The sequence below is a fragment of the Cupriavidus sp. 207A1 genome (assembly GCF_057798955.1).
The window spans coordinates 20892-43331 of record NZ_JBYOJO010000013.1 but is presented as its reverse complement, the minus strand read 5'-3'; the positions used below and the strand labels follow the sequence as shown (position 1 = coordinate 43331).

36 protein-coding genes are annotated in these 22440 nt (G+C 64.2%); 1 reads left to right on the top strand and 35 read right to left on the bottom strand.

The genetic code is table 11. From position 1 onward, the window contains the following. Positions 1-24: 24 nt before the first annotated feature. The 34 genes from dsbD to AC3FMM_RS22465 all read right to left on the bottom strand — a co-directional run bounded on the left by dsbD (position 25) and on the right by AC3FMM_RS22465 (position 20997). Positions 25-1941 carry a protein-disulfide reductase DsbD gene (gene dsbD, locus AC3FMM_RS22630; protein WP_488687513.1) on the bottom strand — a complete coding sequence of 639 codons (1917 nt, stop codon included), beginning with the start codon at positions 1939-1941 and terminating at the stop codon, positions 25-27. Continuing rightward, positions 1938-2342 carry a divalent-cation tolerance protein CutA gene (gene cutA, locus AC3FMM_RS22625; RefSeq protein WP_116313196.1) on the bottom strand — a complete coding sequence of 135 codons (405 nt, stop codon included), beginning with the start codon at positions 2340-2342 and terminating at the stop codon, positions 1938-1940. Before cutA ends, dsbD begins: the two co-directional genes overlap by 4 nt. A gap of 124 nt (positions 2343-2466) precedes the next feature. Next, on the bottom strand, positions 2467-2862 hold the full coding sequence (gene rplQ, locus AC3FMM_RS22620; RefSeq protein WP_010812373.1) for a 50S ribosomal protein L17: 396 nt from the start codon (positions 2860-2862) through the stop codon (positions 2467-2469). A 135-nt stretch (positions 2863-2997) separates the two neighbouring features. Then, entirely contained in the window at positions 2998-3978 is a 981-nt protein-coding gene (locus AC3FMM_RS22615) for a DNA-directed RNA polymerase subunit alpha (RefSeq protein WP_010812374.1), read from the bottom strand. A 165-nt stretch (positions 3979-4143) separates the two neighbouring features. Then, on the bottom strand, positions 4144-4767 hold the full coding sequence (rpsD, locus tag AC3FMM_RS22610; RefSeq protein ID WP_063241270.1) for a 30S ribosomal protein S4: 624 nt from the start codon (positions 4765-4767) through the stop codon (positions 4144-4146). Between the two features lie 303 nt (positions 4768-5070). After that, on the bottom strand, positions 5071-5469 hold the full coding sequence (rpsK, locus tag AC3FMM_RS22605) for a 30S ribosomal protein S11 (RefSeq protein ID WP_010812376.1): 399 nt from the start codon (positions 5467-5469) through the stop codon (positions 5071-5073). Positions 5470-5493: 24 nt separating this feature from the next. Next, complete coding sequence (gene rpsM, locus AC3FMM_RS22600) at positions 5494-5859, bottom strand: 30S ribosomal protein S13 (RefSeq protein WP_010812377.1); 366 nt, start codon at positions 5857-5859, stop codon at positions 5494-5496. A 19-nt stretch (positions 5860-5878) separates the two neighbouring features. Then, positions 5879-5995, bottom strand: a complete 117-nt coding sequence (gene rpmJ / locus AC3FMM_RS22595; RefSeq protein WP_008642959.1) for a 50S ribosomal protein L36 — start codon at positions 5993-5995, stop codon at positions 5879-5881. A 30-nt stretch (positions 5996-6025) separates the two neighbouring features. Beyond that, positions 6026-6244 (bottom strand): translation initiation factor IF-1, encoded by a 219-nt coding sequence (infA, locus tag AC3FMM_RS22590; RefSeq protein ID WP_010812378.1) that lies wholly within the window; start codon positions 6242-6244, stop codon positions 6026-6028. Positions 6245-6267: 23 nt separating this feature from the next. After that, positions 6268-7611 carry a preprotein translocase subunit SecY gene (secY, locus tag AC3FMM_RS22585; protein WP_062801963.1) on the bottom strand — a complete coding sequence of 448 codons (1344 nt, stop codon included), beginning with the start codon at positions 7609-7611 and terminating at the stop codon, positions 6268-6270. 47 nt (positions 7612-7658) lie between these two features. Further along, on the bottom strand, positions 7659-8093 hold the full coding sequence (gene rplO, locus AC3FMM_RS22580) for a 50S ribosomal protein L15 (RefSeq protein ID WP_012354135.1): 435 nt from the start codon (positions 8091-8093) through the stop codon (positions 7659-7661). A gap of 19 nt (positions 8094-8112) precedes the next feature. Further along, positions 8113-8295 (bottom strand): 50S ribosomal protein L30, encoded by a 183-nt coding sequence (gene rpmD, locus AC3FMM_RS22575; RefSeq protein WP_010812381.1) that lies wholly within the window; start codon positions 8293-8295, stop codon positions 8113-8115. 10 nt (positions 8296-8305) lie between these two features. Beyond that, positions 8306-8824 carry a 30S ribosomal protein S5 gene (gene rpsE, locus AC3FMM_RS22570; RefSeq protein WP_006160449.1) on the bottom strand — a complete coding sequence of 173 codons (519 nt, stop codon included), beginning with the start codon at positions 8822-8824 and terminating at the stop codon, positions 8306-8308. Positions 8825-8845: 21 nt separating this feature from the next. Next, positions 8846-9202: a 50S ribosomal protein L18 gene (gene rplR / locus AC3FMM_RS22565; protein ID WP_026164029.1), complete on the bottom strand. Its 357-nt coding sequence runs from the start codon at positions 9200-9202 to the stop codon at positions 8846-8848. Between the two features lie 11 nt (positions 9203-9213). Further along, positions 9214-9747, bottom strand: a complete 534-nt coding sequence (rplF, locus tag AC3FMM_RS22560) for a 50S ribosomal protein L6 (protein WP_012354137.1) — start codon at positions 9745-9747, stop codon at positions 9214-9216. A 10-nt stretch (positions 9748-9757) separates the two neighbouring features. After that, positions 9758-10153 (bottom strand): 30S ribosomal protein S8, encoded by a 396-nt coding sequence (rpsH, locus tag AC3FMM_RS22555; RefSeq protein ID WP_010812384.1) that lies wholly within the window; start codon positions 10151-10153, stop codon positions 9758-9760. Between the two features lie 27 nt (positions 10154-10180). Beyond that, the gene (rpsN, locus tag AC3FMM_RS22550) at positions 10181-10486 is read right to left on the bottom strand and encodes a 30S ribosomal protein S14 (protein ID WP_010812385.1); all 306 of its coding nucleotides are present in this window, start codon (positions 10484-10486) and stop codon (positions 10181-10183) included. 9 nt (positions 10487-10495) lie between these two features. Then, the gene (gene rplE, locus AC3FMM_RS22545) at positions 10496-11038 is read right to left on the bottom strand and encodes a 50S ribosomal protein L5 (protein ID WP_010812386.1); all 543 of its coding nucleotides are present in this window, start codon (positions 11036-11038) and stop codon (positions 10496-10498) included. A gap of 25 nt (positions 11039-11063) precedes the next feature. Further along, complete coding sequence (gene rplX / locus AC3FMM_RS22540) at positions 11064-11372, bottom strand: 50S ribosomal protein L24 (RefSeq protein WP_010812387.1); 309 nt, start codon at positions 11370-11372, stop codon at positions 11064-11066. 9 nt (positions 11373-11381) lie between these two features. Beyond that, the gene (gene rplN, locus AC3FMM_RS22535; protein ID WP_010812388.1) at positions 11382-11750 is read right to left on the bottom strand and encodes a 50S ribosomal protein L14; all 369 of its coding nucleotides are present in this window, start codon (positions 11748-11750) and stop codon (positions 11382-11384) included. Positions 11751-12031: 281 nt separating this feature from the next. Next, entirely contained in the window at positions 12032-12310 is a 279-nt protein-coding gene (gene rpsQ, locus AC3FMM_RS22530) for a 30S ribosomal protein S17 (protein WP_010812389.1), read from the bottom strand. Further along, positions 12307-12501: a 50S ribosomal protein L29 gene (gene rpmC, locus AC3FMM_RS22525; protein ID WP_008642937.1), complete on the bottom strand. Its 195-nt coding sequence runs from the start codon at positions 12499-12501 to the stop codon at positions 12307-12309. Before rpmC ends, rpsQ begins: the two co-directional genes overlap by 4 nt. Positions 12502-12512: 11 nt before the next feature. Further along, positions 12513-12929 carry a 50S ribosomal protein L16 gene (gene rplP, locus AC3FMM_RS22520; RefSeq protein ID WP_006576240.1) on the bottom strand — a complete coding sequence of 139 codons (417 nt, stop codon included), beginning with the start codon at positions 12927-12929 and terminating at the stop codon, positions 12513-12515. 2 nt (positions 12930-12931) lie between these two features. Continuing rightward, complete coding sequence (rpsC, locus tag AC3FMM_RS22515) at positions 12932-13729, bottom strand: 30S ribosomal protein S3 (RefSeq protein ID WP_063241274.1); 798 nt, start codon at positions 13727-13729, stop codon at positions 12932-12934. 9 nt (positions 13730-13738) lie between these two features. Next, entirely contained in the window at positions 13739-14068 is a 330-nt protein-coding gene (gene rplV, locus AC3FMM_RS22510) for a 50S ribosomal protein L22 (RefSeq protein ID WP_003271370.1), read from the bottom strand. 9 nt (positions 14069-14077) lie between these two features. Continuing rightward, a complete protein-coding gene (rpsS, locus tag AC3FMM_RS22505; protein WP_012354138.1) occupies positions 14078-14353 on the bottom strand; it encodes a 30S ribosomal protein S19 in 276 nt (91 codons plus the stop codon). Positions 14354-14375: 22 nt separating this feature from the next. Continuing rightward, on the bottom strand, positions 14376-15206 hold the full coding sequence (gene rplB / locus AC3FMM_RS22500; RefSeq protein WP_115660935.1) for a 50S ribosomal protein L2: 831 nt from the start codon (positions 15204-15206) through the stop codon (positions 14376-14378). A gap of 2 nt (positions 15207-15208) precedes the next feature. Further along, positions 15209-15523 (bottom strand): 50S ribosomal protein L23, encoded by a 315-nt coding sequence (gene rplW, locus AC3FMM_RS22495; protein WP_006576245.1) that lies wholly within the window; start codon positions 15521-15523, stop codon positions 15209-15211. Beyond that, complete coding sequence (gene rplD, locus AC3FMM_RS22490) at positions 15520-16140, bottom strand: 50S ribosomal protein L4 (RefSeq protein ID WP_022536862.1); 621 nt, start codon at positions 16138-16140, stop codon at positions 15520-15522. Before rplD ends, rplW begins: the two co-directional genes overlap by 4 nt. A gap of 12 nt (positions 16141-16152) precedes the next feature. Then, positions 16153-16803 carry a 50S ribosomal protein L3 gene (gene rplC / locus AC3FMM_RS22485; protein WP_010812397.1) on the bottom strand — a complete coding sequence of 217 codons (651 nt, stop codon included), beginning with the start codon at positions 16801-16803 and terminating at the stop codon, positions 16153-16155. Between the two features lie 308 nt (positions 16804-17111). After that, positions 17112-17612 (bottom strand): flavin reductase family protein, encoded by a 501-nt coding sequence (locus tag AC3FMM_RS22480; protein WP_115711145.1) that lies wholly within the window; start codon positions 17610-17612, stop codon positions 17112-17114. Position 17613: 1 nt separating this feature from the next. Beyond that, positions 17614-18855 carry a styrene monooxygenase/indole monooxygenase family protein gene (locus AC3FMM_RS22475; RefSeq protein ID WP_488687511.1) on the bottom strand — a complete coding sequence of 414 codons (1242 nt, stop codon included), beginning with the start codon at positions 18853-18855 and terminating at the stop codon, positions 17614-17616. 33 nt (positions 18856-18888) lie between these two features. After that, entirely contained in the window at positions 18889-19677 is a 789-nt protein-coding gene (locus tag AC3FMM_RS22470; RefSeq protein ID WP_488687510.1) for an SDR family oxidoreductase, read from the bottom strand. Positions 19678-19767: 90 nt separating this feature from the next. Then, positions 19768-20997 carry a dienelactone hydrolase family protein gene (locus tag AC3FMM_RS22465; RefSeq protein ID WP_115711150.1) on the bottom strand — a complete coding sequence of 410 codons (1230 nt, stop codon included), beginning with the start codon at positions 20995-20997 and terminating at the stop codon, positions 19768-19770. A gap of 281 nt (positions 20998-21278) precedes the next feature. Here AC3FMM_RS22465 and AC3FMM_RS22460 point away from each other — a divergent pair, with 281 nt between their 5' ends. Further along, a complete protein-coding gene (locus AC3FMM_RS22460; protein WP_488687509.1) occupies positions 21279-21965 on the top strand; it encodes an AraC family transcriptional regulator in 687 nt (228 codons plus the stop codon). 102 nt (positions 21966-22067) lie between these two features. Here AC3FMM_RS22460 and rpsJ read toward each other — a convergent pair whose 3' ends face one another. Further along, complete coding sequence (rpsJ, locus tag AC3FMM_RS22455; RefSeq protein ID WP_006160488.1) at positions 22068-22376, bottom strand: 30S ribosomal protein S10; 309 nt, start codon at positions 22374-22376, stop codon at positions 22068-22070. Positions 22377-22440 lie beyond the last annotated feature (64 nt).

Genomic DNA, 22440 nt, shown 5'->3' with positions numbered 1-22440 from the left:
GGCCTGGGTACGCCTGCGTACGCTTCAGGTACGCGTGCGCGTACCGAACGCGCGCTCCAGGCTTTCCAGGAAACGGTTGGCCGACTGGTAGCCGATCACGCGCACCGGGCGCTCGCGCCCGTCCGGGCCGAACAGGATGATGCCGGGGGGCCCGAACAGCCCGAAGCGCTTGAGCAAGGCCTTGTCGTCGGCATTGTTGGCGGTCACGTCCGCCTGCAGCAGCACGATCTCCGACAGCCGCGCGCGCACGCGCGGATCGACGAAGGTCATGCGCTCCATTTCCTTGCAGCTGACGCACCAGTCGGCATAGAAATCCAGCAGCACCGGCTTGCCCGCGGCGGCGGCCTGCGCCACCCGGGCGTCGAGTTCGGCCACGCTGCGCACGCGCTCGAAACGCACCGCCTCCGCAGCGCCGGCGTTTTCGCCGCCACTGCGTGCCACGCTCAGGTGCGACAGCGGCTGCAGCGGATCGCGTCCGCCCGAGGCCACGCCGATCAGCACGATCGCGGCGGCGATGGCAAACAGCATGCCCACGCCCTTGCCCACCCGCACCAGGTTGCGCGGATCCGGCCCCAGTCCGTCGAAGGCGCCGAGAAACACCGCCGCCACCAGCAGCAGCGCCGCCAGCAGCAGCATCGTGGCCCACGCCGGCAGCACCGGCCCCAGCATCCACAGCGCCACGCCCAGCAGCAGGAAGCCGAAGAAGCGCTTGGTCACCTCCATCCAGCGGCCGGCGCGCGGCAGCAGGTTGCCTGCACCCACGCCGACCAGCACCAGCGGCACGCCCATGCCCAGCGCCATCGCGAACAGCGCGGCGCCGCCGGTCACCGCGTCGCGGCTCTGTGCGATATAGGCCAGCGCGCCCGCCAGCGGCGCCGTCACGCACGGCCCGACGATCAGCGCGGAGATCGCCCCCATCGCCGCGGCGCCGGCCACTTGCCCGCCCTGGCGGCGGTTGGACGATTCCGTGAGCCGGGTCTGCCAGCGCTGCGGCAGCTGCAGCTCGTACAGGCCGAACATCGACAGCGCCAGCGCCACCATCAGCGCCGCGAAGGCACCGAGCACCCAGGGCTTCTGCAACGCGGCGGAGAGCCCCTCGCCCAGCAGCCCCGCGGCCACGCCAACCGCGGTGTACACCACCGCCATGCCTAGCACATAGGCCAGCGACACCACCAGCGCGCGGCTGCGCGTGACGTGCTCGCCGACCACGATCGATGACAGGATCGGCACCATCGGCAGCACGCACGGCGTAAAGGTAAGCAGCAGGCCCAGGCCGAAGAACAGCGCGGCGATCAGGCCCAGGTTGCGGCTCGCCAGCGCGCCGGCGATGCGGTCACTGTCGTCGGCGCGCAGGGTCGCGGCCGCGCCCGGCACGGCGGGTGTTGCCGGTGCGGGGGCCGGCGCGGCCGCGGGCGCATCGCTTCGGCCGCGCTTGCCGAACAGGTCGGCCAGGGCGCTGCCGCCCACCTTGTGGACGCTTTCCATCGGCGGATAGCACAGGCCCTTGTCGGCGCAGCCCTGGGAAGTCACCGTCAGCGTCCATTTGCCGTCGGCGGGCGCTGCCTCGACCGGGATGCGGATGACCACGCTGTCGCGGTAGGTCTCCATTTCCTTGCCAAAGGTCTCGTCGAACTTGACCTTGCCCTGCGGGTAGGCCGGCGCGCCCAGCTTCACTCCGGCCGGCTGCGCGGCGAAGGCGAAGCGTTCGCGGTACATGTAGTAGCCCGGCGCGACATCGAAGCGCACCTCGATGGTCTTGTCGTCTGGCTGGCTGGCGGCAAAGCGAAAGGCTTGCTCCGGCGGCAGGAAGTCGTCCTCGGTGGCGGCGTGAAGGCTGCCCGCCAGGCACAGCCACGCCAGCGCCGCCAGCAGCGCTGCGGCAATATGCCGCGCCCACATCTGCCCGGGCGTGCCCGCCCGCCGTGCCAAACCGATAGTCATGAAGCCGATTCCTGTCTGTTCTGATCCTGGGGTGCTGCCGTACCTGCTGCGGCGCTGGCGGTCTCGCCGCGAACCCATTCCAGGTAAGGCCCGTAGCCCGCTGACGCGGGCCACGCGAGCAGCTCCGGCACCTCATAGGGGTGATGTTGCCGGATCACGGCCTCGAGCGCAGCGTAGCGTGCGCGCGTGGTCTTGATCAGCAGCGGCCATTCCTGCGCCCGTTCGAGCTTGCCCTGCCACCAGTACTCGGATTCGACCGGCGCCAGACGGTTCACGCAGGCGGCGGCGCGCGCCTCCAGCACGGCCCGCGACAAGCGCGCCGCGGTGTCGGCATCGGGAGCATTGGTCATGGCGACGAGCACCTCGTCCGGGCCGGTAAATTGGTCAGTATGGCTTTGCATCGACACTCCCCCGCGGCCGGCCATCGCCGCCCCGCACAAAACAAAAGAGCCAGGCGGATGCCTGGCTCGATTGTAAGCGGTGCGCCCGGAACCGTCGCACGACGGCTGCGGGCAGGAAACGCACTTATTCCGCGGCTTCTTCGGCCGGGGCTTCGGTGATTTCCGGGCGATCCACCAGCTCGACCAGCGCCATCGGCGCGTTGTCGCCCTGACGGAAGCCGAACTTCAGGATGCGGGTGTAGCCGCCCGGACGGGTGGCGTAGCGCGGGCCCAGTTCGGTGAACAGCTTGGTGACCATGTCGCGGTCGCGCAGGCGGGCGAACGCCAGGCGGCGGTTGGCAACGGTGTCCTTCTTGGCCAGCGTGATCAGCGGCTCGACAACCTTGCGCAGTTCCTTGGCCTTGGGCACGGTGGTCTTGATCAGCTCGTGCTGGAACAGCGAGTTGGACATGTTGCGCAGCATCGCGAGACGGTGCGACGAGGTGCGGTTCAGTTTCCGCAGACCATGACGGTGACGCATGATGATTCCTTTCAGTTAAGTGTTTGACCAGCTCTTCTATCGTCCGATGCGGCGGGACGCGGGCCGGTAGTCATACATGCCCCGGCCACAGCCGGGGCGGTTGCTGCGATGCGGGACGGATGCCCCGCGCCACAATTACTTTTCCAGACCTGCGGGCGGCCAGTTCTCGAGCTTCATGCCGAGGGTCAGGCCGCGCGAGGCGAGGACTTCCTTGATCTCGTTGAGCGACTTGCGACCCAGGTTCGGGGTCTTGAGCAGCTCGTTCTCGGTACGCTGGATCAGGTCGCCGATGTAGTAGATGTTTTCGGCCTTCAGGCAGTTGGCCGAACGCACCGTCAGCTCCAGGTCGTCGACCGGGCGCAGCAGGATCGGGTCGATCTGCGGCGTGCGGCTCGAAGCGGCCTCGGCGGCGGACTCGGTGCCTTCCAGCGCGGCGAACACGGACAGCTGGTCGACCAGGATGCGGGCCGACTGGCGGATCGCTTCCTCGGGCGAGATCACGCCGTCGGTTTCGATGTTCATCACCAGCTTGTCGAGGTCGGTACGCTGTTCCACGCGGGCGGATTCAACCGCGTACGACACGCGGCGCACCGGCGAGAACGAAGCGTCCAGCACGATGCGGCCGATGACCTTGCCCGACTCGTCGCCGAACTTGCGCACGTTGCCCGGCACGTAGCCGCGGCCTTGCTCGACCTTGATCTGCATGTCCAGCTTGCCGCCGGCCGACAGATGGGCAATGACGTGGTTCGGGTTGATGATCTCGACGTCGTGCGGCAGCTCGATATCGGCGGCCGTGACCACGCCTTCGCCATCCTTGCGCAGCGACACCGTGACTTCGTCGCGGTTGTGCAGCTTGAACACCACGCCCTTCAGGTTGAGCAGCAGGTTGACGACGTCTTCCTGCACGCCGTCGATGGTGGAATACTCGTGGACCACCCCAGCGATCGTGACTTCGGTCGGGGCATAACCGACCATCGACGACAGCAGCACGCGACGCAGGGCGTTACCGAGCGTATGGCCGTAGCCGCGCTCGAACGGCTCCATCACGACTTTGGCGTGATGGTCGCCCAGAGGCTCGACGGCGATGATTTTTGGCTTGAGGAGTGCTGTTTGCATTAGGTTGTCCTTTTCAATACCCTCGGCTCGTTACACCGATAAGGCTGACGTTTGGAACCTGGAAATCCCATCGTAACGATGGGCGAAGCCCGACGCGCGCAAAGCGCGTCGGGCTGAAGGAGAAGCTTTGCGACGAACGCAAGCTCTGGGCCGGCTGCTCGCGGATTAACGCGAGTACAGTTCGACGATCAGGCTTTCGTTGATGTCGCCCGAGATATCGGCGCGATCCGGGACTTGCTTGAAGGTGCCTTCGAACTTCTTGGCGTCCACGGCGACCCAGGTCGGGAAGCCCGACTGTTCGGCCAGCGACAGCGCTTCGGCGATACGGACCTGCTTCTTCGACTGCTCGCGGATGGTGATGATGTCGCCCGACTTGATCTGGGCCGACGGCACGTTCAGGGTCTGACCGTTCACCAGGATCGCCTTGTGCGACACCAGCTGGCGCGCTTCAGCGCGGGTCGAGCCAAAGCCCATGCGGTACACCACGTTGTCCAGGCGCGACTCCAGCAGTTGCAGCAGGTTTTCGCCGGTGTTGCCCTTGCGGCGGTCGGCTTCGGCGAAGTAGCGGCGGAACTGGCGCTCGAGCACGCCGTAGATGCGCTTGACCTTCTGCTTTTCACGCAGCTGGTTGCCGTAGTCGGAGGTGCGGGCGCCCGAGGTGCGGCCATGCTGGCCCGGTTTGCTGTCCAGCTTGCACTTGTCGGCCAGCGAGCGGCGCGAGCTCTTCAGGAACAGGTCGGTGCCTTCACGGCGGGAAAGTTTGGCCTTCGGGCCGGTATAACGTGCCACGTTGTCTTCCTTTGATCGATCACGGCGCCTTCAGGACGCGCCGTGAGTCCGCCAACGCAGTGCCGGCGCGGTGCAACAGAGCACACGCCAGACCGTGACGGACGGTGGGCTTATTAAGCGCGCCCCGTTGGGGAGGCGTGCTGCAAGCAATTTACCAATACGCCGGCATCATAATGTGCCTTTTACGACACTGACGCGGCGCAAAACGAAAACCTGCCGCATAAAAATGCAGCAGGTCAACGCGCGATACTAGCATATCCGAAACCGGCAGGTAAACCCGCCGAGTTCGGACACGCCAGCGCATCAGATGCGGCGGCGCTTCGGCGGACGGCAGCCGTTGTGCGGAATCGGCGTGACGTCTTCGATGATCGCGATCTTGATGCCCAGCGCGTTCAGCGCGCGGACAGCCGATTCACGACCCGGGCCGGGGCCCTTGATACGCACTTCCAGGTTCTTGATGCCCTGGTCTTGCGCCACGCGGCCGGCGTTCTCGGCAGCAACCTGGGCAGCGAACGGGGTCGACTTGCGCGAACCCTTGAAGCCCTGGCCACCGGCGGTCGCCCACGACAGGGCGTTGCCCTGGCGGTCGGTGATCGTGATGATGGTGTTGTTGAACGAGGCGTGGACGTGCGCAATGCCGTCGGCAACGTTCTTCTTGACCTTCTTACGCGCGCGAGCGGCGTTATTCGGACCTTTTGCCATTAGTTTCTTCCTCTGCCTTCGGCTTTACTTCTTCAGAGCCACGCCGGCCTTGCGCGGACCCTTGCGGGTACGGGCATTGGTCCGGGTACGCTGACCGCGCATGGGCAGGCCCTTGCGGTGACGCATGCCACGATAGCAACCAAGGTCCATCAGACGCTTGATGTTCATCGTGGTTTCACGACGCAGGTCACCCTCGACCGTGACCTTGCCCACTTCGTCACGAAGCTTTTCCAGGTCGGCGTCGGTCAGGTCCTTGACCTTCTTGTCAAACGGTACACCGGTGGCCTCGCAAATCTTGCGAGCGCGCGAGCGGCCGACACCATAAATGGCCGTCAGGCCGATTTCGGTGTGCTTGTGGTTCGGGATGTTAACCCCTGCGATACGTGCCATTCGTCAATCCTCTTTCCGATTAGCCTTGGCGTTGCTTGTGGCGGGGATCCGACGAGCAGATCACGCGCACGACACCGTTGCGCTTGATGATTTTGCAGTTGCGGCAAATGCGCTTAACAGAAGCCAGCACTTTCATAATTTTCCTCTTCCTTCAATTCCTGTTCGCTCACTTCGTCCGGAAGACGATTCGTGCGCGCGACAGATCATATGGGGTCAGTTCGACCGTCACCTTGTCACCCGGAAGGATCCGGATGTAGTTCATTCTCATCTTGCCGGAGATATGGCCCAGCACTACATGGCCATTCTCCAGCTTGACTCGGAACGTCGCATTGGGCAGGTTTTCCAGGACCTCGCCCTGCATCTGGATGACGTCGTCTTTAGCCATACCTAGCCTGTACCGATCCGAAGTCAGCGCAAGGTCAGATTGCCCTTGAAATTCGCCTTCTTCAGCAGCGACTCATACTGCTGCGACATGACATAGGACTGAACCTGGGCCATGAAGTCCATCGTGACGACCACGATGATCAGCAGGGAGGTTCCGCCAAAATAGAACGGAACGTTCCAGCGCAGCACCAGGAATTCCGGCAACAGGCAGACCAGTGTGATGTAGATCGCACCAGCCAACGTCAGACGCACCAGGATCTTGTCGATATAGCGCGTCGTCTGCTCGCCCGGACGAATGCCCGGAATGAAGGCACCGCTTTTCTTCAGGTTGTCTGCCACTTCACGGCTGTTGTACACCAGGGCCGTGTAGAAGAAGCAGAAAAATACAATCGCAGCAGCGTACAGCAGGATGTAGACCGGCTGGCCCGGCGACAGCGTGGCAGCCAGGTCCTTGATGAACCGGCCGACCGTGCCCGTCGAGTCAGACGTGAACCAGCCCGCGATCGTCGCCGGGAACAGGATGATCGACGATGCGAAGATCGGCGGAATCACCCCTGCCATGTTCAGCTTCAGCGGCAGGTGCGACGACTGGCCGCCGTACACCTTGTTGCCGACCTGACGCTTGGCATAGTTCACCAGGATCTTGCGCTGGCCACGCTCGACGAACACCACGGCGAAGGTCACACCGATCACGATCGCCACGATGAAGATCGCCGCGATGATGCTCATGGAACCCGTGCGGACCAGTTCGAACAGTCCGCCGATCGCGTTGGGCAGGCCCGCCGCGATACCGCCGAAGATGATGATCGAGATGCCGTTGCCAAGGCCCCGCTCGGTGATCTGCTCACCCAGCCACATCAGGAACATCGTGCCGGTCACCAGCGTGATCACCGCCGTGGCCCGGAACATCAGGCCCGGATCCAGCACCAGCCCCGGCTGCGACTCCAGCGCGACCGCGATCGACAGCGCCTGGAACGTGGCCAGGACCACGGTGCCGTAGCGCGTGTACTGCGTGATCTTGCGCTGCCCTGCCTGCCCTTCCTTCTTCAGCGACTCCAGCTGCGGCAGCACGATCGTCAGCAACTGCATGATGATCGACGCCGAGATGTACGGCATGATGCCGAGCGCGAAGACGGTAAAGCGCGACAGCGCCCCGCCCGAGAACAGGTTGAACATCCCGAGGATGCCACCCGACTGACTCTGGAAAAGCTTCGCAAGCTGCTCCGGATCGATACCGGGCACCGGAATATGAGCGCCGATGCGGTACACGATCAGGGCCAGCACCAGGAACATCAGCCGGCGCTTGAGGTCGCCGTACTTCGCCGTGTTCCTGGCTTGCGCGCTTGCATTGGGTTTCGCCGTGGCCAAACGATGCTCCGACTATGACTGCCTATGCTGCGATGAATGCTGCCGTATCAGGCTGCGATCTGGCCGCCGGCGGCTTCGATCGCGGCCTTGGCGCCAGCGGTGGCGCCCAGACCCTTGATCGTCACCTTGCGGGTCAGCTCGCCGGCCTTGATGACCTTGGCGCTCTTGACCAGGTCGCCGACCAGGCCAGCCTGCTTCAGGACCAGCAGGTCGACTTCGGCCGCTTCCAGGCGCTCGATGTCACGCAGCGTGACTTCGGCGGTGAACGCCTTGGTCAGCGAGGTGAAGCCGCGCTTGGGCAGGCGACGATACAGCGGCATTTGACCGCCTTCGAAGCCCACCTTGTGGAAGCCGCCCGAACGCGACTTCTGACCCTTGTGACCGCGACCGGCGGTCTTGCCCAGGCCGGAGCCGATACCGCGGCCGACGCGACGCTTGGCGTGCTTCGAACCGGCAGCCGGTTTCAGGTTGTTCAGTTGCATCTTGCTCTCCAAGTCCCGATCAGGCCAGAACCTTGACCAGGTACGAGACCTTGTTGATCATGCCGCGCACGGCGGGCGTGTCCTGCAGCTCCGACACCGAGTTGATGCGGCGCAGGCCCAGGCCACGAACGGTGGCGCGATGATCCTCGCGCGTGCCGATCAGGCTGCGCACGAGTTGCACTTTTACGGTTTTCTGCGACATTGCGTTCACCTTAACCCAGGATGTCTTCGACCGACTTGCCACGCTTGGCGGCGATTTCGCCCGGCGTGCTCATCTTCTGAAGGCCGTCCAGCGTGGCGCGAACCATGTTGTACGGGTTGGTGGAGCCGTGCGACTTGGTCACCACGTTGGTGACGCCCATCACTTCGAAGATCGCGCGCATCGGGCCGCCGGCGATCACGCCGGTACCTTCCTTGGCGGGCATCATCAGCACCTTGGCGGCGCCGTGCTTGCCAACGACTTCGTGTTGCAGCGTGCCGTTCTTCAGCGAGACCTTGACCATCTTGCGACGGGCTTCGTCCATTGCCTTCTGAACTGCAACCGGCACTTCCTTGGCCTTGCCCTTGCCCATGCCGATGCGGCCATCGCCGTCACCGACCACGGTCAGCGCAGCGAAACCGAGAATCCGGCCGCCCTTCACCACCTTGGTGACACGGTTGACCGAGATCATCTTCTCGCGGAGGCCGTCGTCGCGTTCGTCCTGTTGGACTTTTGCTTGCATCTTTGCCATGACGTATCTCTCTCTATGCGCTTAGAACTTCAGGCCAGCTTCGCGGGCGGCGTCTGCCAGGGCCTTGACGCGGCCATGGAAACGGAAGCCGGCGCGGTCGAAGGCGACGGTTTCCACGCCGGCAGCCTTCGCCTTCTCGGCGATGCGCTTGCCCACGATGGTAGCGGCAGCGGCGGTAGCGCCCTTGCCTTCCAGTTCCTTGCGCACTTCTGCCTCGACGGTCGAAGCCGAAGCCAGCACCTTGGTGCCGCACTCGGAGAAGACCTGGGCGTAAATGTTCGAATTCGTACGGAACACGGTCAGACGATTGACTTTCATCTCCGCGATCTTGGCGCGGGTCTGACGTGCACGGCGCAAACGAGCGTCTTTCTTGTTCATCATTGCACCCCTTACTTCTTCTTGGTTTCCTTCAGGATGACGCGCTCGTCGCTGTAGCGCACACCCTTGCCCTTGTAGGGCTCGGGCGGGCGGTACGCGCGGACTTCCGCGGCAACCTGACCGACTTTCTGCTTGTCCGCACCCTTGATCAGGATTTCGGTCTGCGTCGGCGTTTCAGCCTTCACGCCTTCCGGCATCTCATGGATCACGTCGTGCGAGAAACCAAGCTGGAGCTTCAGCGCAGTGCCTTGCAGCTGGGCACGATAGCCCACGCCAACGAGGTTCAGCTTGCGCTCGAAACCGGTGGTCACGCCCTTGACCATGTTCGCCGCCAGGGCGCGCATGGTGCCTTGCAGGGCGTTTGCTTCACGCGACTCGTCAGCCGGCGCGAAGGTCAGCGTGTCGTTCTCGACATTGACCTTGACCAGGCTGTGAATCGGCTGCGACAGCGTACCCAGCGGACCCTTCACGGAGAGCACGCCAGCTGCCACGTTCACTTCCGCGCCCTTGGGGAGCGCGATGGGAGCCTTACCTACACGGGACATGGTTCTCTCCTTAAGCGACGTAGCAGAGAACTTCGCCGCCCACGCCGGTGGCGCGAGCCTTGCGGTCGGTCATCAGACCCTGCGGGGTCGAGATGATCGCCACACCGAGGCCGTTCATCACTTGCGGAATGTCGCTGCGGCCCTTGTACACGCGCAGGCCGGGCTTCGAGACGCGCTCGATGCGCTCGATCACCGGACGGCCGGCGTAGTACTTGAGACCGATGCTCAGTTGTGCCTTGCCGCCATCTTCCTGGACGGCGTAGTCGTCGATGTAGCCTTCGTCCTTCAGGACCTTGGCGATTGCCACTTTCAGCTTCGACGACGGCATGACAACCGACGCTTTCTGCACGCCCTGGGCGTTGCGGATGCGCGTCAGCATATCGGCGATAGGATCGCTCATGCTCATACTGTTTCTCCTGTAGCCTGTGCGTAATTACCAGCTGGCTTTCGTCAGACCCGGAATTTCGCCCTTGAAGGCGATTTCGCGGATCTTGTTACGCGCCAGGCCAAACTTGCGGAAGGTACCGCGGGGACGACCGGTGATCGCGCAGCGGTTACGCTGGCGGGTCGGGTTCGCGTTGCGCGGGAGCTGCTGCAGCTCGAGACGCGCGCTGTAACGCTCTTCTTCCGACTTTTCTTGGTCGTCGATAATGGCCTTGAGGTTGGCGCGCTTGGCGGCATACTTTGCCACCAGCTTGGCGCGCTTCTTCTCACGTTCAATCAGAGCCAGTTTAGCCACGGTTACCCCTTAATTGCGGAACGGGAACTTGAACGCACCGAGGAGGGCCTTGGCTTCCTCGTCGTTCTTTGCCGTCGTCGTGATGCTGATGTTCAGACCACGCAGTGCGTCGATCTTGTCGTACTCGATTTCGGGGAAAATGATCTGCTCTTTCACACCGATGTTGTAGTTGCCACGACCGTCGAACGACCGGCCCGACACACCACGGAAGTCACGCACGCGCGGCAGGGCCACGGTAACGAAACGATCGAGGAATTCGAACATGCGCTCGCCGCGCAGGGTCACCATCGCACCGATGGGATAGCCCTGACGGATCTTGAAGCCGGCGATGGCCTTCTTGGCCTTCGTCACGACCGGCTTCTGACCGGCGATCTTGGTCAGGTCGCCCACGGCGTTTTCAATGATCTTCTTGTCATTGATGGCTTCGCCAAGACCCATGTTCAGGGTGATCTTGGTGATGCGCGGCACTTCCATGACCGACTTGTAGCCGAACTGCTCGATCAGCTTCGGCACAACCTGTTCTTTGTAAAACTCTTGCAGACGTGCTGCCATGCTCAACTCCTATACGTGCCCAGAATCAAGCTGCCACGACGGCGCCGGTGGTCTTCAGCACGCGCACGCGCTTGCCGTCTTCCACCTTGATGCCGACGCGCGACGGCTTGCCATTGGCATCCACGAGCGCAACGTTGGAAATATGCAGCGGCATGACCTTGTCGACCACACCACCGGTAGTGCCCAGCATCGGGTTCGGGCGGGCATGCTTCTTGGCGATGTTCACGCCTTGCACCGCAACCTTGTCGCCGAGGACAGCTTGCACGGTACCGCGCTTGCCCTTGTCCTTGCCGGTCAGCACGATGACTTCGTCGCCTTTGCGAATCTTGTTCATGGCGGCTCCTTACAGCACTTCCGGAGCGAGCGACACGATCTTCATGAAGCGCTCGGTACGGAGTTCACGAGTCACCGGCCCGAAGATACGGGTGCCGATCGGCTCGAGCTTGTTGTTCAGCAGGACGGCGGCGTTGCCGTCGAACTTGATCAGCGAACCGTCAGCGCGGCGCACGCCCTTGGCGGTACGCACGACGACGGCGTTGTAGATGTCGCCCTTCTTGACGCGACCGCGCGGCGCTGCGTCCTTGACGGTCACCTTGATGATGTCGCCAACGCTTGCGTAGCGGCGCTTGGAGCCACCCAGCACCTTGATGCACAGCACTTCGCGCGCACCAGTGTTATCGGCCACTTCGAGCCGGCTTTCTGTCTGAATCATGGTGTTTGTCTTCCCAACTTAATCCGCCAGGTGCGATAGCGCCCGTCGGTCAGTCTTGGTCCCGTCGGTTCCGGCCTTGCGCCAGCACCGTATGGGTTGATCAACTTTGAAGTCGGTAGGAGCCTGGCAAATCCGACTGAAAAACATCGGAGCCGCCTGGCCCTGGCTCGCTCAACAGGCCCGCCCGGGTGGTACAGCTAAGGCGAACGCAATAAAGCGGAAGTCCAGGATTATAGCTACATAATCCTGGACTTGCAAGTCAAGCTAAGAACGTGTTGTTCTTAGATGACGCGTGCAGCCTCTACCAGCCGGGAAACCACCCAGGACTTGGTCCGCGACAGCGGACGGCCTTCCTGGATTTCGACCTTGTCGCCTTCCTTGTACTGGTTGGCTTCGTCGTGTGCGTGGTACTTCTTGGAACGCAGCACGTACTTGCCGTACAGGGGATGCTTGACGCGGTTTTCCACCAAGACCGTAACGGTCTTGTCCATCTTGTCGCTCACGACACGGCCGACCAGGGTGCGGCGAAGCGACTTTTCCGTTTGTGCAGCTTCAGTCATTTCGCGTTCGCCTTTTCAGTCAGCACGGTTTGCACGCGCGCGATGTCCTTGCGAACCTTCTTCAGCTGGCTGGTGTTCTGCAGCTGTTGGGTTGCCTTTTGCATGCGCAGGCTAAATTGGGCCTTCAGCAGCTCGGAGAGCTCCTGGTTCAGGCCTGCGGCGTCCTTGCCGCGAAGTTCGGATGCTTTCATCCCTGCTCTCCTTACGTCCCGACCTGGCGCACCACGAAATTGGTGGCGATCGGCAGCTTGGCCGCTGCGAGGCGGAACGCCTCACGCGCCAGCTCTTCGCTCACGCCATCCATTTCGTACAGCATCTTGCCCGGCTGGATTTCAGCCACGTAGTATTCCGGATTGCCCTTGCCGTTACCCATACGGACTTCGGCGGGCTTCTTCGAGATCGGCTTGTCCGGGAAGATCCGGATCCAGATGCGGCCGCCACGCTTGATGTGACGGGTCATCGCACGACGTGCCGACTCGATCTGACGAGCGGTCAGACGGCCACGGCCCATTGCCTTCAGGCCGAATTCGCCGAAAGACACGGCGTTGCCACGGGTAGCCTTACCCGTGTTGCGGCCTTTCTGCTCCTTGCGGTATTTTCTGCGCTTAGGTTGCAGCATCGTTATTCTCCACTCTTCCCATCTGCGCCAGGCGCAGCGCGACGACCGGCACCGGCACCGCCGCGGCGGTTGCCACCCGGACGGCCTTCACCTTCACGGCGGCGGCCTTCCGGACGACCCGGGCGACGACGACGGTCGTCTTGCGGCTCTTCCACCACCGGCGCGTCATTGCGGCCGAGGTGATCCCCCTTGTAGACCCACACCTTGACACCGATGATGCCGTAGGTGGTTTCTGCTTCGGAGAAGCCGTAGTCGATGTCGGCGCGCAGGGTGTGCAGGGGCACACGGCCTTCGCGGTACCACTCGGTACGTGCGATTTCGATACCGTTCAGACGGCCGGCGCTCATGATCTTGATACCCTGGGCGCCCAGGCGCATCGCGTTCTGCATGGCGCGCTTCATGGCGCGGCGGAACATGATGCGGCGCTCGAGCTGCTGGGTGATCGAGTCGGCGATCAGCTGAGCATCGGTTTCCGGCTTGCGGATTTCCTCGATGTTCACGTGCACGGGCACGCCCATGCGACGCTGCAGTTCGGCCTTCAGCAGTTCGATGTCCTCACCCTTCTTGCCGATCACCACGCCCGGACGCGAGCTGTAAATGGTGATGCGGGCATTGCGGGCGGGGCGCTCGATCACGACGCGGCCAACCGATGCGTTCTTCAGCTTCTTCTTCAGGAAGTCGCGAACTTCGATGTCTTCCTTCAGCATGCCGGCGAACTTCGTGTTGCTGGCGTACCAGCGCGAAGCCCAGTTACGGCTGACAGCCAGACGGAAGCCAGTCGGATGAATCTTCTGTCCCATCGTGACTCCTTAGTTGCCGAGCGTCACAGTGATGTGACAGGTTTGTTTCTCGATGCGGTTGCCGCGGCCCTTTGCCCGTGCCGTGAAGCGCTTGAGCGAGGTTGCCTTGTCGACGTAGATCGATTTGACCTTGAGTTCGTCGATGTCGGCGCCTTCGTTGTGCTCGGCGTTGGCGATGGCCGATTCGACCACCTTCTTCACGATCCCGGCAGCCTTTTTCGGGCTGAACGTCAGGACGTTGAGCGCGCGCTCGATCGGCAGACCACGGATCTGGTCAGCGACCAGGCGCGTCTTCTGGGCGGAGATGCGGGCACCGCGATGAATCGCTTTCACTTCCATGATGGCACCTTACCTCTTCGCTTTCTTGTCAGCCGCGTGGCCCTTGAACGTGCGGGTGATCGCAAATTCGCCGAGCTTGTGGCCAACCATGTTTTCCGTAACGTACACCGGCACGTGTTGACGGCCGTTGTGAACGGCGATCGTCAGGCCGATGAACTCCGGCAGAATGGTCGAGCGGCGCGACCACGTCTTGATGGGCTTCTTGTCCTTGCCGCTCGTTGCAACTTCCACCTTCTTCAGCAGGTGGGCGTCGCAGAACGGACCCTTTTTAGCGGAACGAGTCATATCTTTAGCTCCTACCTACCGATTAACGCTTGTGGCGCTTCTGGACGATCATGCTGTCCGTGCGCTTGTTGCTGCGGGTACGGTAACCCTTGGTCGGGGTACCCCACGGCGACACCGGATCGCGGCCAGCAGCGGTCTTGCCCTCGCCACCACCGTGCGGGTGGTCGACCGGGTTCATCACCACGCCGCGGACCGTCGGGCGGATACCGCGCCAACGGGTCGCACCGGCCTTGCCGATGACGCGCAGGCTGTGCTCTTCGTTGCCCACTTCACCGACGGTGGCGCGGCACTCGATATGCACGCGGCGCACTTCGCCGGAGCGCAGGCGAACCTGGGCGTACAGGCCTTCACGGGCCAGCAGCACGGCGGAACCGCCAGCGGCGCGGGCGATCTGAGCGCCCTTGCCCGGCAGCATTTCCACGTTGTTGATCGTGGTACCGACCGGAATGTTGCGGATCGGCAGGTTGTTACCGGCCTTGATCGGCGCTTCCGAGCCATTCAGCAGCGCTTGGCCGGCAACCATGCCCTTGGTGGCGATGATGTAGCGGCGCTCGCCGTCGGCGAACACGACCAGCGCGATGTTGGCGCTGCGGTTCGGATCGTATTCCAGGCGCTCGACCTTGGCGGGGATGCCGTCCTTGTCGTTGCGCTTGAAATCGACCACGCGGTAGTGGTGCTTATGACCACCGCCCTTGTGGCGGGTGGTGATATGACCATTGTTGTTACGGCCCGACTTCTGGAATTGCTTTTCCAGCAGCGGAGCGTGCGGGGCGCCCTTGTGAAGGTCCTTGTTGACGACCTTCACCATCGAGCGACGACCCGGGGAAGTCGGCTTGGTCTTGACGAGTGCCATGATTACTTGGCCTCCGCTTCAAAATTGATTTCCTGACCCGGCTTCAGCGACACGTAAGCTTTCTTCACGTGGTTGCGACGGCCCATGAAACGGCCGAAGCGCTTCTGCTTGCCCTTCTGGTTCAGGATCTGAACGGACTGCACCTCGACCTTGAACAGCAGTTCGACGGCGGCCTTCACTTCTGCCTTGTTGGCATCGCGAGCCACTTCGAACACGACTTGTTCATTCTTGTCGGCGACCAGGGTTGCCTTTTCGGAAACCACCGGCGCGAGCAGCACCTGCATCAAACGATGATCGTTCTTGGCTACTTGCGTCATTTCAGCAACTCCTCGATCTGCGCGACGGCTGCCTTGGTCACCAGCACCTTCTTGTAGTGCACGAGCGACAGCGGATCAGCCTGGCGCGGCTCGACAACTGCCACGTGCGGCAGGTTGCGCGAAGCCAGGTAGAGGTTTTCGTCGAGGCTGTCGGTGATGATCAGCACCGAGTCCAGGCCCATGGCCTTGAACTTGTCGGCCAAGAGCTTGGTCTTGGGCGCGTCGACGGTGAAACCGTCCACCACATTGATACGACCTTCACGTGCGAGCTGCGAGTAGATCGAGCGCATGCCGGCACGGAACATCTTCTTGTTGACCTTCTGGCTGAAGTTCTCTTCCGGCGAATTCGGGAAGATACGGCCGCCCCCGCGCCACAGCGGCGAGGAAGACATACCGGCACGAGCACGGCCCGTACCCTTCTGGCGCCACGGCTTCTTGGTCGTGTGCTTGACCTCTTCACGATCCTTCTGCTTGCGGTTACCGCTGCGCGCGTTGGCCTGGTAAGCGACGACGATCTGGTGAACGAGGGCTTCGTTGTAGTCACGGCCGAACACTTCGGGCGACGCGTCAACGCCGGCGCCGATCTGGCCATTGTCCTGGAGGAGCTTGAGTTCCATTACATGCGCTCCTTAAGCTTTGGCTTTGGCCTTGACGGCCGGGGTAACGATGACCTTGCCGTTCTTGGAGCCGGGAATGGCGCCCTTGACCAGCAGCAGCTTGCGCTCTGCGTCGATCTTGGCGATCTCCAGGTTCTGCACGGTGCGGGTGACATCGCCCAGGTGACCGGTCATGCGCTTGCCGGGGAACACGCGGCCCGGATCCTGCGCCATACCGATCGAGCCCGGCACGTTGTGCGAGCGCGAGTTACCGTGGGTGGCACGGCCGGAGGCGAAGTGGTAGCGCTTGATGGTACCGGCGTAGCCCTTACCGATGGTCACGCCCTGCACGTCGATCTTCTGACCGACTTCGAACAGGTCGACCGACAGCGAACCGCCAGCTTGCAGTTCGGCAGCCTTGGCTGCATCGATACGGAATTCGCGGATGATTTCGCCGGCTTCCACGCCGGCTTTGGCGAGGTGACCCGCCAGCGGCTTGGTGACGCGGCTTGCGCGTCGTGCGCCGAAGGTGACTTGAACCGCGGTGTAACCGTCGGTCTCGTCCGTCTTGATTTGCGTCACGCGGTTGTCGCCGACCTCGACCACGGTCACGGGAATTGCTTCACCGTCGTCCGTGAAAATACGGGTCATGCCAACCTTGCGACCTACAAGGCCAAGGCTCATGGTTTGCTCCATTCCCAGCTGCGATTGGCCGGGGCTGATTGATACACGAAAACTGTGTTTGCGCTTGTGCGCGGATGGGCTGCGCTAAAGAGGACTGCGCCTGGCCAAAACGGCCAACCCACTACCCGGAGACACGGGTAGCCTTACACTATAACCCTTCCCCAAGGAAAGGGCAATAAGCAATTGCGTTTCGCCGAGGGGTGTTGTAGGAAGGATTCACGCAGATGTGCGCAAAAGCTGGCACGAAGGCGGCGCAAGGGCGGCAGGCGGCGCAAGGGCGGCAGGCGCCGCCCCCCGGCATGTAGAAGTCAGGCCGCGACACGCACGAAGCCGCCACCATAGAAGACCAGCGGGTCGCCCTCGTGCGCCGAGATGGATTCCACCGCGCCCACGATCAGAAGGTGGTCGCCCACGGGATCGGCCCGTTCGACGCGACACGCCAGTGTGGCCAGCGCCTCGTCCAGGTACGGCACGCCCTGGGGGCAGCGCGTGTGGCGCACGCCGGCAAACTTGTCCGCGGCAGGGGTGGCGAAGCGGCGCGCCAGGTCGCCGTGCCCCGCGCGCAGGATGCTGACGCCGAACGGCCGGCCCGGCTTGAACAGCCCGGCGTTGGGCGAGTGCGACGCCAGGCTCCAAAGGATCAGCGGCGGCGCCAGCGACAGCGACGCGAACGAGTTGACGGTGATGCCGACCGGCCGCTGTTGCGCCGTGCAGGCACCAATGACCGCCACGCCGGTCGCGTAGCGGCCGCAAACCCGACGCAATTCGCGCGGATCGAGCGCGGGGGCGGCATGGCTTGAGGTGTCCATGTCAGGCGGCCTGCGGCAGGTGATGATCGATCAGCTGATGGCACGCCTGCGGGTCCATCCACCACGGGAAGTAGTCCTGCGGATTATCGAAGCCGTTGGCGATGCGGGCCGCCAGCGCCGGCGATTCCCCCGCCGCTCCCAGCAGCGCCAGGATGTGCGGCGGCGGCGGGGTCAGCAGCGAGTTGGTCCACGCCACCACATCGCCGGCGTATTGCCAGTAACTGGCGAAGGTCTGCGCCATCCAGTCACCGTCGAACGGCCGCTCGCCATGGGCGAGGATGGCGTCGAGGTAGACCTTGCAGCATTTGGCGGCATTGTTGGAGCCTTGCCCGGTAATCGGATCGTTGACCACCACGGCATCGGCCATGCCGAATACCAGCCGGCCCGACGGCAGCGTCAGCACCGGCTTGCGCACCGTCGGCGCGAAGCGGCCCGACAGGATGCCGTTGTCGTCGGTCAGCGCCACCCGCTCGCAGCGCTCGGCTTCCCATGGCGCATAGGTGCGCAGGATGCGCAGGCTTTCCGCGAGGTGCTGGTCGGGCGTGCGCGCCTCGGCCCAGCGGTCCATCGGGCCGCCGGGGATGCCCTCGAACACCATGATCTCGCACGGCCCCGACAGCGTCAGCGCGGGGAAAACGAAGTATTCGCCGACGCCCGGGATCAGGTGAAAGCACACCCGCGAGTACGGCTCGCGCGGCAGCATGCCGGTCACATAGGTCAGCGCCAGGGCGCGCTGGGGACGGTCAAACGGGCTGCGCGACGCATCGCGCTCGAAGCGGCTGACGATCTCGCCCTTGCCGGCGGCCAGCAGCACCAGGTCATGCTCGCGGGCCAGGTCCTCCAGTTCGTCAACGCCGACATCGACAATGCGCAGGTCGCCGCCGCGCGCCACGAAGGCCTCCATCCACGCCGGCATCTTCAGGCGCTGGTCGACCGCCTGCGCCGGGCGGTCCAGCGGCGCGGCCCAGTCGATGGCTTTCGCGCCGGGCAGCTCGGGATGCGGCACCGCCAGGCCGATGCCCTGCACCGGCGGGCACGTATCGTCCCACCAGTTCAGGCCGAGTTCGCGCTCGGTCTGCAGCGCGCGGTCGAACATGCACTGGCTGGACATGACCTTGCCGGCGCGAACCTGTTCCGGCGTGCGGTTGGACAGCAACGTGACGCGGTAGCCGTGGGCTTGCAGCCCGAGGGCCATTTGCAGGCCCGACTGGCCCGCTCCGACGATGGCGATGCGTTGGCGCATGACGTGGTCTCCTGAAGGATCGTTGTGGGGTTTTCAGCCGGCCAGCTTGCCGATGGCAGGCAAGTTCTGCTCCGGACCCATGGCGGAGTAGCCACCGTCGACGGCATAGTCCGCGCCGGTGACGAAGCTCGCGTGATCGGAGCAGAGGAAAAGCACCACCTGCGCTACCTCGTCCGGCTCGCCGACGCGCCCGAGCAGGTGGAACGGCGCGGCCACCGCATCGGTCCGGGCACGGTTGCCGCCGCTGACCTCGTCCATCAGCCGGCACCAGGTCCAGCCGGGCGATACCGAGTTCACGCGGATGCGGTCCGGCGCCAGATCCATCGCCATGCTCCGAGTCAGCTGCGCGATGGCCGCCTTCGACACCGGATAGAGCCAGCGCCCGGTCTGCGCCACGCTGGCCGAGATGCTGGTGAAATTGACGATGGCGCCGCCGCCGCGCGCGCGCATATGCGGATGCACCGCCTGCGCCAGCATCACGCCCGAGACCACGTTGACGTCGAGCGCCGCCAGCCAGTCGGCGCGATTCGAGCGCAAGCCATCGTCGAGATAGGTGCAGGCGAGGTTGACCAGGAAATCGACGCCTCCGAAGTGCTGGGCGACCTGGCCGACCGCATCGCGGACCTGCTCGTCCCGCGTGATGTCCGCCGCGATGAAGAGCGCGTCCTGGCCCAGTTCCGCGGCAACGCGCTCGCCATTGGCGGCGTCGATATCGAAGATCGCCACGCGCGCGCCAGCCTCGACGAAGGCCCGTGCCACCCCCGCGCCGATCAGCGTGGCGCCGCCGGTGACGATGGCCACCTTGGCCTGCAATCCCTTCATGGTTGTCTCCCTGTTGGTCTCCGGCTCGGTCACCGTTGTCCGGTACGGCGCTGGCCTCTGCGGGCCCGCTCCCGTTCCGTGCCGCCTGGCTTACTTGCCCTCGCTCTGCTGCCAGCGCGCCATCAGCGTGTTCGACGGCAAGGTCTCGTCCAGCAGCTTGCGCGCGGTTTCCACGCCCGCCACCGGCAAACCCGCCGGGTCCAGCTTGCCGATCTGGACCAGCACGCTGGCCTGGTCCCAGTAGATGTGCTCGTGGTAGAGCTTGTCGCCGCGGAACTTGACGATGGCGATCAGCGGGATCTCCACGCGCTTGCCGGTGGGCGGCACGCCGGGCAGCATCCAGTCGATCTCGCAGGTATGGGTGAAGCAGAACAGCATCTCGTCGACGATCTGCGTGGCGCCGACCGTGCGCGACAGCGGGATCAGCGTCGTGTCCGGCGGATTGCTGTGCACGAAGTGGTGCTGGTAGAAGCGGCGCAGCTGCGCGTGGCCGACACCGCCGGTCATGGTCGGGATATGGTTCACATAAGGCTGCGCCACCATCGTCGCCATGGTTGCATCGACATCGCGGGTGGCGAATTCATACTCGCAGTGCTTGTCCCACAGTGCCGAGAAGTCGTAGTGCGGCCCCATCTCGCGGCGCAGCGCGGCGATCGAGCGCTGGTGCGCCATCAGCGCCGAGGGCTTGTCGAAATGCTCGCCGCCTGCGCGCGCAAAGGCATGGTCGACGCCGGGATAGACGTACACCTCGATGTGGTCCCGGCCGGCCAGCGCCTCGCGGATCGCCGCCTGCGCCTGCGGCGGACAGAAGCCGTCCTGTTCCGCGATATGCAGCACCAGGCGGCCGCGCACGTTGGCGGCCTCGCCCAGCGCGTGCTCGATACCCACGCCATAGTAGGACACCGCGCAGGCCACATCGGGCAGCCGGCAGGCCGCCAGGTAGGCCAGCTTGCCGCCCAGGCAGAAGCCCAGCACGCCGGCCTGGCCGACGCATTCGGGCCGCGCGCCCAACGTCGCCAACGCCGCGCCCACATCCTGCACGCCCCTGGCTTCGTCGAACTGCTGATAGAGGCCGAGCGCGCGCTGGAAGTCCTCGCCACGGTCGGTCAGCTCGATGCCGGGCGCGATTCGCCAGAACAGGTCGGGCACCAGCACCGTATAGCCCTCCTCGGCGTAGTAATCGGCCACCTGGCGCATGGTGGCATTGACGCCGAAGATCTCCTGGCACAGCACGATGCCGGGGCCCTTGCCCGCCGCCGGGGTGGCGAGATAGCCGCTGAAACTGCCTTCGGGGGTCTGGATCTGGATGGTCTGGCCCATGGCCTGCGCTCCTTGTCGTTCTCTGTTGGCTGACAGCTGGTGGAGGGTCGCGCTGCCGTGCTGGATCCCATGATGGTGGCTCCGCACCGCAGCAAACTAGCCGCTGGCTGCAGCGGCTATCCGATTAGTGCAGGAAAGTTCGGCTTCGGTCAACGCAACGCCAGGGGCGAGCGGGTCGATCCGCTATAGTGGTTGCGTGGACCATGCGGAGCGCATGGCGCCCCGGCCCGCGCTGCCGTGGACGCCAGCCAGCACCGCGGCCACGCCAGAGGAGCGAGACCATGTTGCAGCTGCCCCCGACTGCCCGCGCGCCGGCGCCGCTGGCCCACGCCCTGCTGCACGATGCCGGGCGGCAGGTGTTCGCCTCGACCGACCTCGGGCAGACGCGCGCGGCGGTTGGCCGGGTCTTCAAGCCACACCGGCTCGATATCCGCGGGACCAGCCTGTCGGCGCGCATGCATCACGCCCCGCTGGGCGCGGTGTCGCTGAACCGGCTCGCCTACGGCGCCGATGTCACCATCGACCCGGGGCCGCTCGGAGACTTCCTGCTGGTGCAGATGCCGCTCAGCGGCCAGGCGGAGATCCGTTGCGGCGCGCAGCAGATCGTGTCGACGCCCGACTGCGCTTCGGTGCTGACACCCAGCGATCCGCTGCTGATGCGCTGGAGCGCGGACAACGACCAGCTCATCGTGCGTGTCGAGCGCAGCGCGCTGGAGCGCGTGTGCGCCGCCTATCTCGGGCATCGCCCGGACTTCCGCGAGCATCGCGGGCTGAGCCCGATGGCCTACCTGCGCACGGTCCGGCTGGACCGGGTACGGCAAGACCTGCTCAACGATGCGGGGCTGTCGTCGGTGACCGGCGCCGCGCTGCGCTGGGGCTTTACCCACCTGGGACGCTTCAGCGCCGAATACCGGCGCGCGTTCGGCGAGTGCCCGGCCGAGACGCTGCGCCGGCGCGGCAGCGTGTAAGTGCCTGTGTGGCGCTGCCGTGCGGCGCGCCACCAAACAAAAACGGCGAACCGAGGTTCGCCGTTTTGCTGCAGCAGGCTGCGCAAGCAGCCCGGAGCATGATTACACCTTGATCTCGACGTCCACGCCGGCCGGCAGGTCGAGCTTCATCAGCGCGTCAACCGTCTTGTCGGTCGGGTCGACGATGTCCATCAGGCGCTGGTGAGTGCGGATCTCGAACTGATCGCGGCTGGTCTTGTTGACGTGCGGCGAACGCAGGATGTCGAAGCGCTGGATGCGGGTCGGCAGGGGCACCGGGCCCTTGACGATCGCGCCGGTACGCTTGGCGGTATCCACGATTTCGGCGGCCGACTGGTCGATCAGGCGATAGTCGAAAGCCTTCAGGCGGATACGGATCTTCTGGTTCTGCATGATATTTCCTTAAAAGAGCGATTGGGCAAGCTGCCCGTTGAATGGGGACATGCCCGCGGGCATG

Excerpts from the sequence above, each read along its gene's own strand:
- rpmD (WP_010812381.1), bottom strand. The coding sequence starts at position 8,295 with ATGTCGCAGAAAACCGTAAAAGTGCAACTCGTGCGCAGCCTGATCGGC.
- rpsH (WP_010812384.1), bottom strand. The coding sequence starts at position 10,153 with ATGAGCATGAGCGATCCTATCGCCGATATGCTGACGCGCATCCGCAAC.
- rplW (WP_006576245.1), bottom strand. The coding sequence starts at position 15,523 with ATGACGCAAGTAGCCAAGAACGATCATCGTTTGATGCAGGTGCTGCTC.
- rpmC (WP_008642937.1), bottom strand. The coding sequence starts at position 12,501 with ATGAAAGCATCCGAACTTCGCGGCAAGGACGCCGCAGGCCTGAACCAG.
- AC3FMM_RS22480 (WP_115711145.1), bottom strand. The coding sequence starts at position 17,612 with ATGGACACCTCAAGCCATGCCGCCCCCGCGCTCGATCCGCGCGAATTG.
- rplD (WP_022536862.1), bottom strand. The coding sequence starts at position 16,140 with ATGGAACTCAAGCTCCTCCAGGACAATGGCCAGATCGGCGCCGGCGTT.
- rpmJ (WP_008642959.1), bottom strand. The coding sequence starts at position 5,995 with ATGAAAGTGCTGGCTTCTGTTAAGCGCATTTGCCGCAACTGCAAAATC.
- rplQ (WP_010812373.1), bottom strand. The coding sequence starts at position 2,862 with ATGCGTCACCGTCATGGTCTGCGGAAACTGAACCGCACCTCGTCGCAC.
- AC3FMM_RS22465 (WP_115711150.1), bottom strand. The coding sequence starts at position 20,997 with ATGGGCCAGACCATCCAGATCCAGACCCCCGAAGGCAGTTTCAGCGGC.
- rpsE (WP_006160449.1), bottom strand. The coding sequence starts at position 8,824 with ATGGCAAAGATGCAAGCAAAAGTCCAACAGGACGAACGCGACGACGGC.
- AC3FMM_RS22475 (WP_488687511.1), bottom strand. The coding sequence starts at position 18,855 with ATGCGCCAACGCATCGCCATCGTCGGAGCGGGCCAGTCGGGCCTGCAA.
- rplB (WP_115660935.1), bottom strand. The coding sequence starts at position 15,206 with ATGGCACTCGTCAAGACCAAGCCGACTTCCCCGGGTCGTCGCTCGATG.
- rpsC (WP_063241274.1), bottom strand. The coding sequence starts at position 13,729 with ATGGGACAGAAGATTCATCCGACTGGCTTCCGTCTGGCTGTCAGCCGT.
- rpsJ (WP_006160488.1), bottom strand. The coding sequence starts at position 22,376 with ATGCAGAACCAGAAGATCCGTATCCGCCTGAAGGCTTTCGACTATCGC.
- rpsM (WP_010812377.1), bottom strand. The coding sequence starts at position 5,859 with ATGGCACGTATCGCAGGGGTTAACATCCCGAACCACAAGCACACCGAA.
- dsbD (WP_488687513.1), bottom strand. The coding sequence starts at position 1,941 with ATGACTATCGGTTTGGCACGGCGGGCGGGCACGCCCGGGCAGATGTGG.
- AC3FMM_RS22460 (WP_488687509.1), top strand. The coding sequence starts at position 21,279 with ATGTTGCAGCTGCCCCCGACTGCCCGCGCGCCGGCGCCGCTGGCCCAC.
- rplN (WP_010812388.1), bottom strand. The coding sequence starts at position 11,750 with ATGATTCAGACAGAAAGCCGGCTCGAAGTGGCCGATAACACTGGTGCG.
- AC3FMM_RS22615 (WP_010812374.1), bottom strand. The coding sequence starts at position 3,978 with ATGCAAACAGCACTCCTCAAGCCAAAAATCATCGCCGTCGAGCCTCTG.
- rpsK (WP_010812376.1), bottom strand. The coding sequence starts at position 5,469 with ATGGCAAAAGGTCCGAATAACGCCGCTCGCGCGCGTAAGAAGGTCAAG.
- rplP (WP_006576240.1), bottom strand. The coding sequence starts at position 12,929 with ATGCTGCAACCTAAGCGCAGAAAATACCGCAAGGAGCAGAAAGGCCGC.
- AC3FMM_RS22470 (WP_488687510.1), bottom strand. The coding sequence starts at position 19,677 with ATGAAGGGATTGCAGGCCAAGGTGGCCATCGTCACCGGCGGCGCCACG.
- infA (WP_010812378.1), bottom strand. The coding sequence starts at position 6,244 with ATGGCTAAAGACGACGTCATCCAGATGCAGGGCGAGGTCCTGGAAAAC.
- rplE (WP_010812386.1), bottom strand. The coding sequence starts at position 11,038 with ATGGCAGCACGTCTGCAAGAGTTTTACAAAGAACAGGTTGTGCCGAAG.
- rplC (WP_010812397.1), bottom strand. The coding sequence starts at position 16,803 with ATGAGCCTTGGCCTTGTAGGTCGCAAGGTTGGCATGACCCGTATTTTC.
- rpsQ (WP_010812389.1), bottom strand. The coding sequence starts at position 12,310 with ATGACTGAAGCTGCACAAACGGAAAAGTCGCTTCGCCGCACCCTGGTC.
- rplX (WP_010812387.1), bottom strand. The coding sequence starts at position 11,372 with ATGAACAAGATTCGCAAAGGCGACGAAGTCATCGTGCTGACCGGCAAG.
- rplF (WP_012354137.1), bottom strand. The coding sequence starts at position 9,747 with ATGTCCCGTGTAGGTAAGGCTCCCATCGCGCTCCCCAAGGGCGCGGAA.
- rplR (WP_026164029.1), bottom strand. The coding sequence starts at position 9,202 with ATGAACAAGAAAGACGCTCGTTTGCGCCGTGCACGTCAGACCCGCGCC.
- rplO (WP_012354135.1), bottom strand. The coding sequence starts at position 8,093 with ATGCAACTGAACAACCTGAAACCGGCTGCCGGTTCGAAGCACGCCAAG.
- cutA (WP_116313196.1), bottom strand. The coding sequence starts at position 2,342 with ATGCAAAGCCATACTGACCAATTTACCGGCCCGGACGAGGTGCTCGTC.
- rplV (WP_003271370.1), bottom strand. The coding sequence starts at position 14,068 with ATGGAAGTGAAAGCGATTCATCGCGGTGCCCGCATCTCCGCCCAGAAG.
- rpsS (WP_012354138.1), bottom strand. The coding sequence starts at position 14,353 with ATGACTCGTTCCGCTAAAAAGGGTCCGTTCTGCGACGCCCACCTGCTG.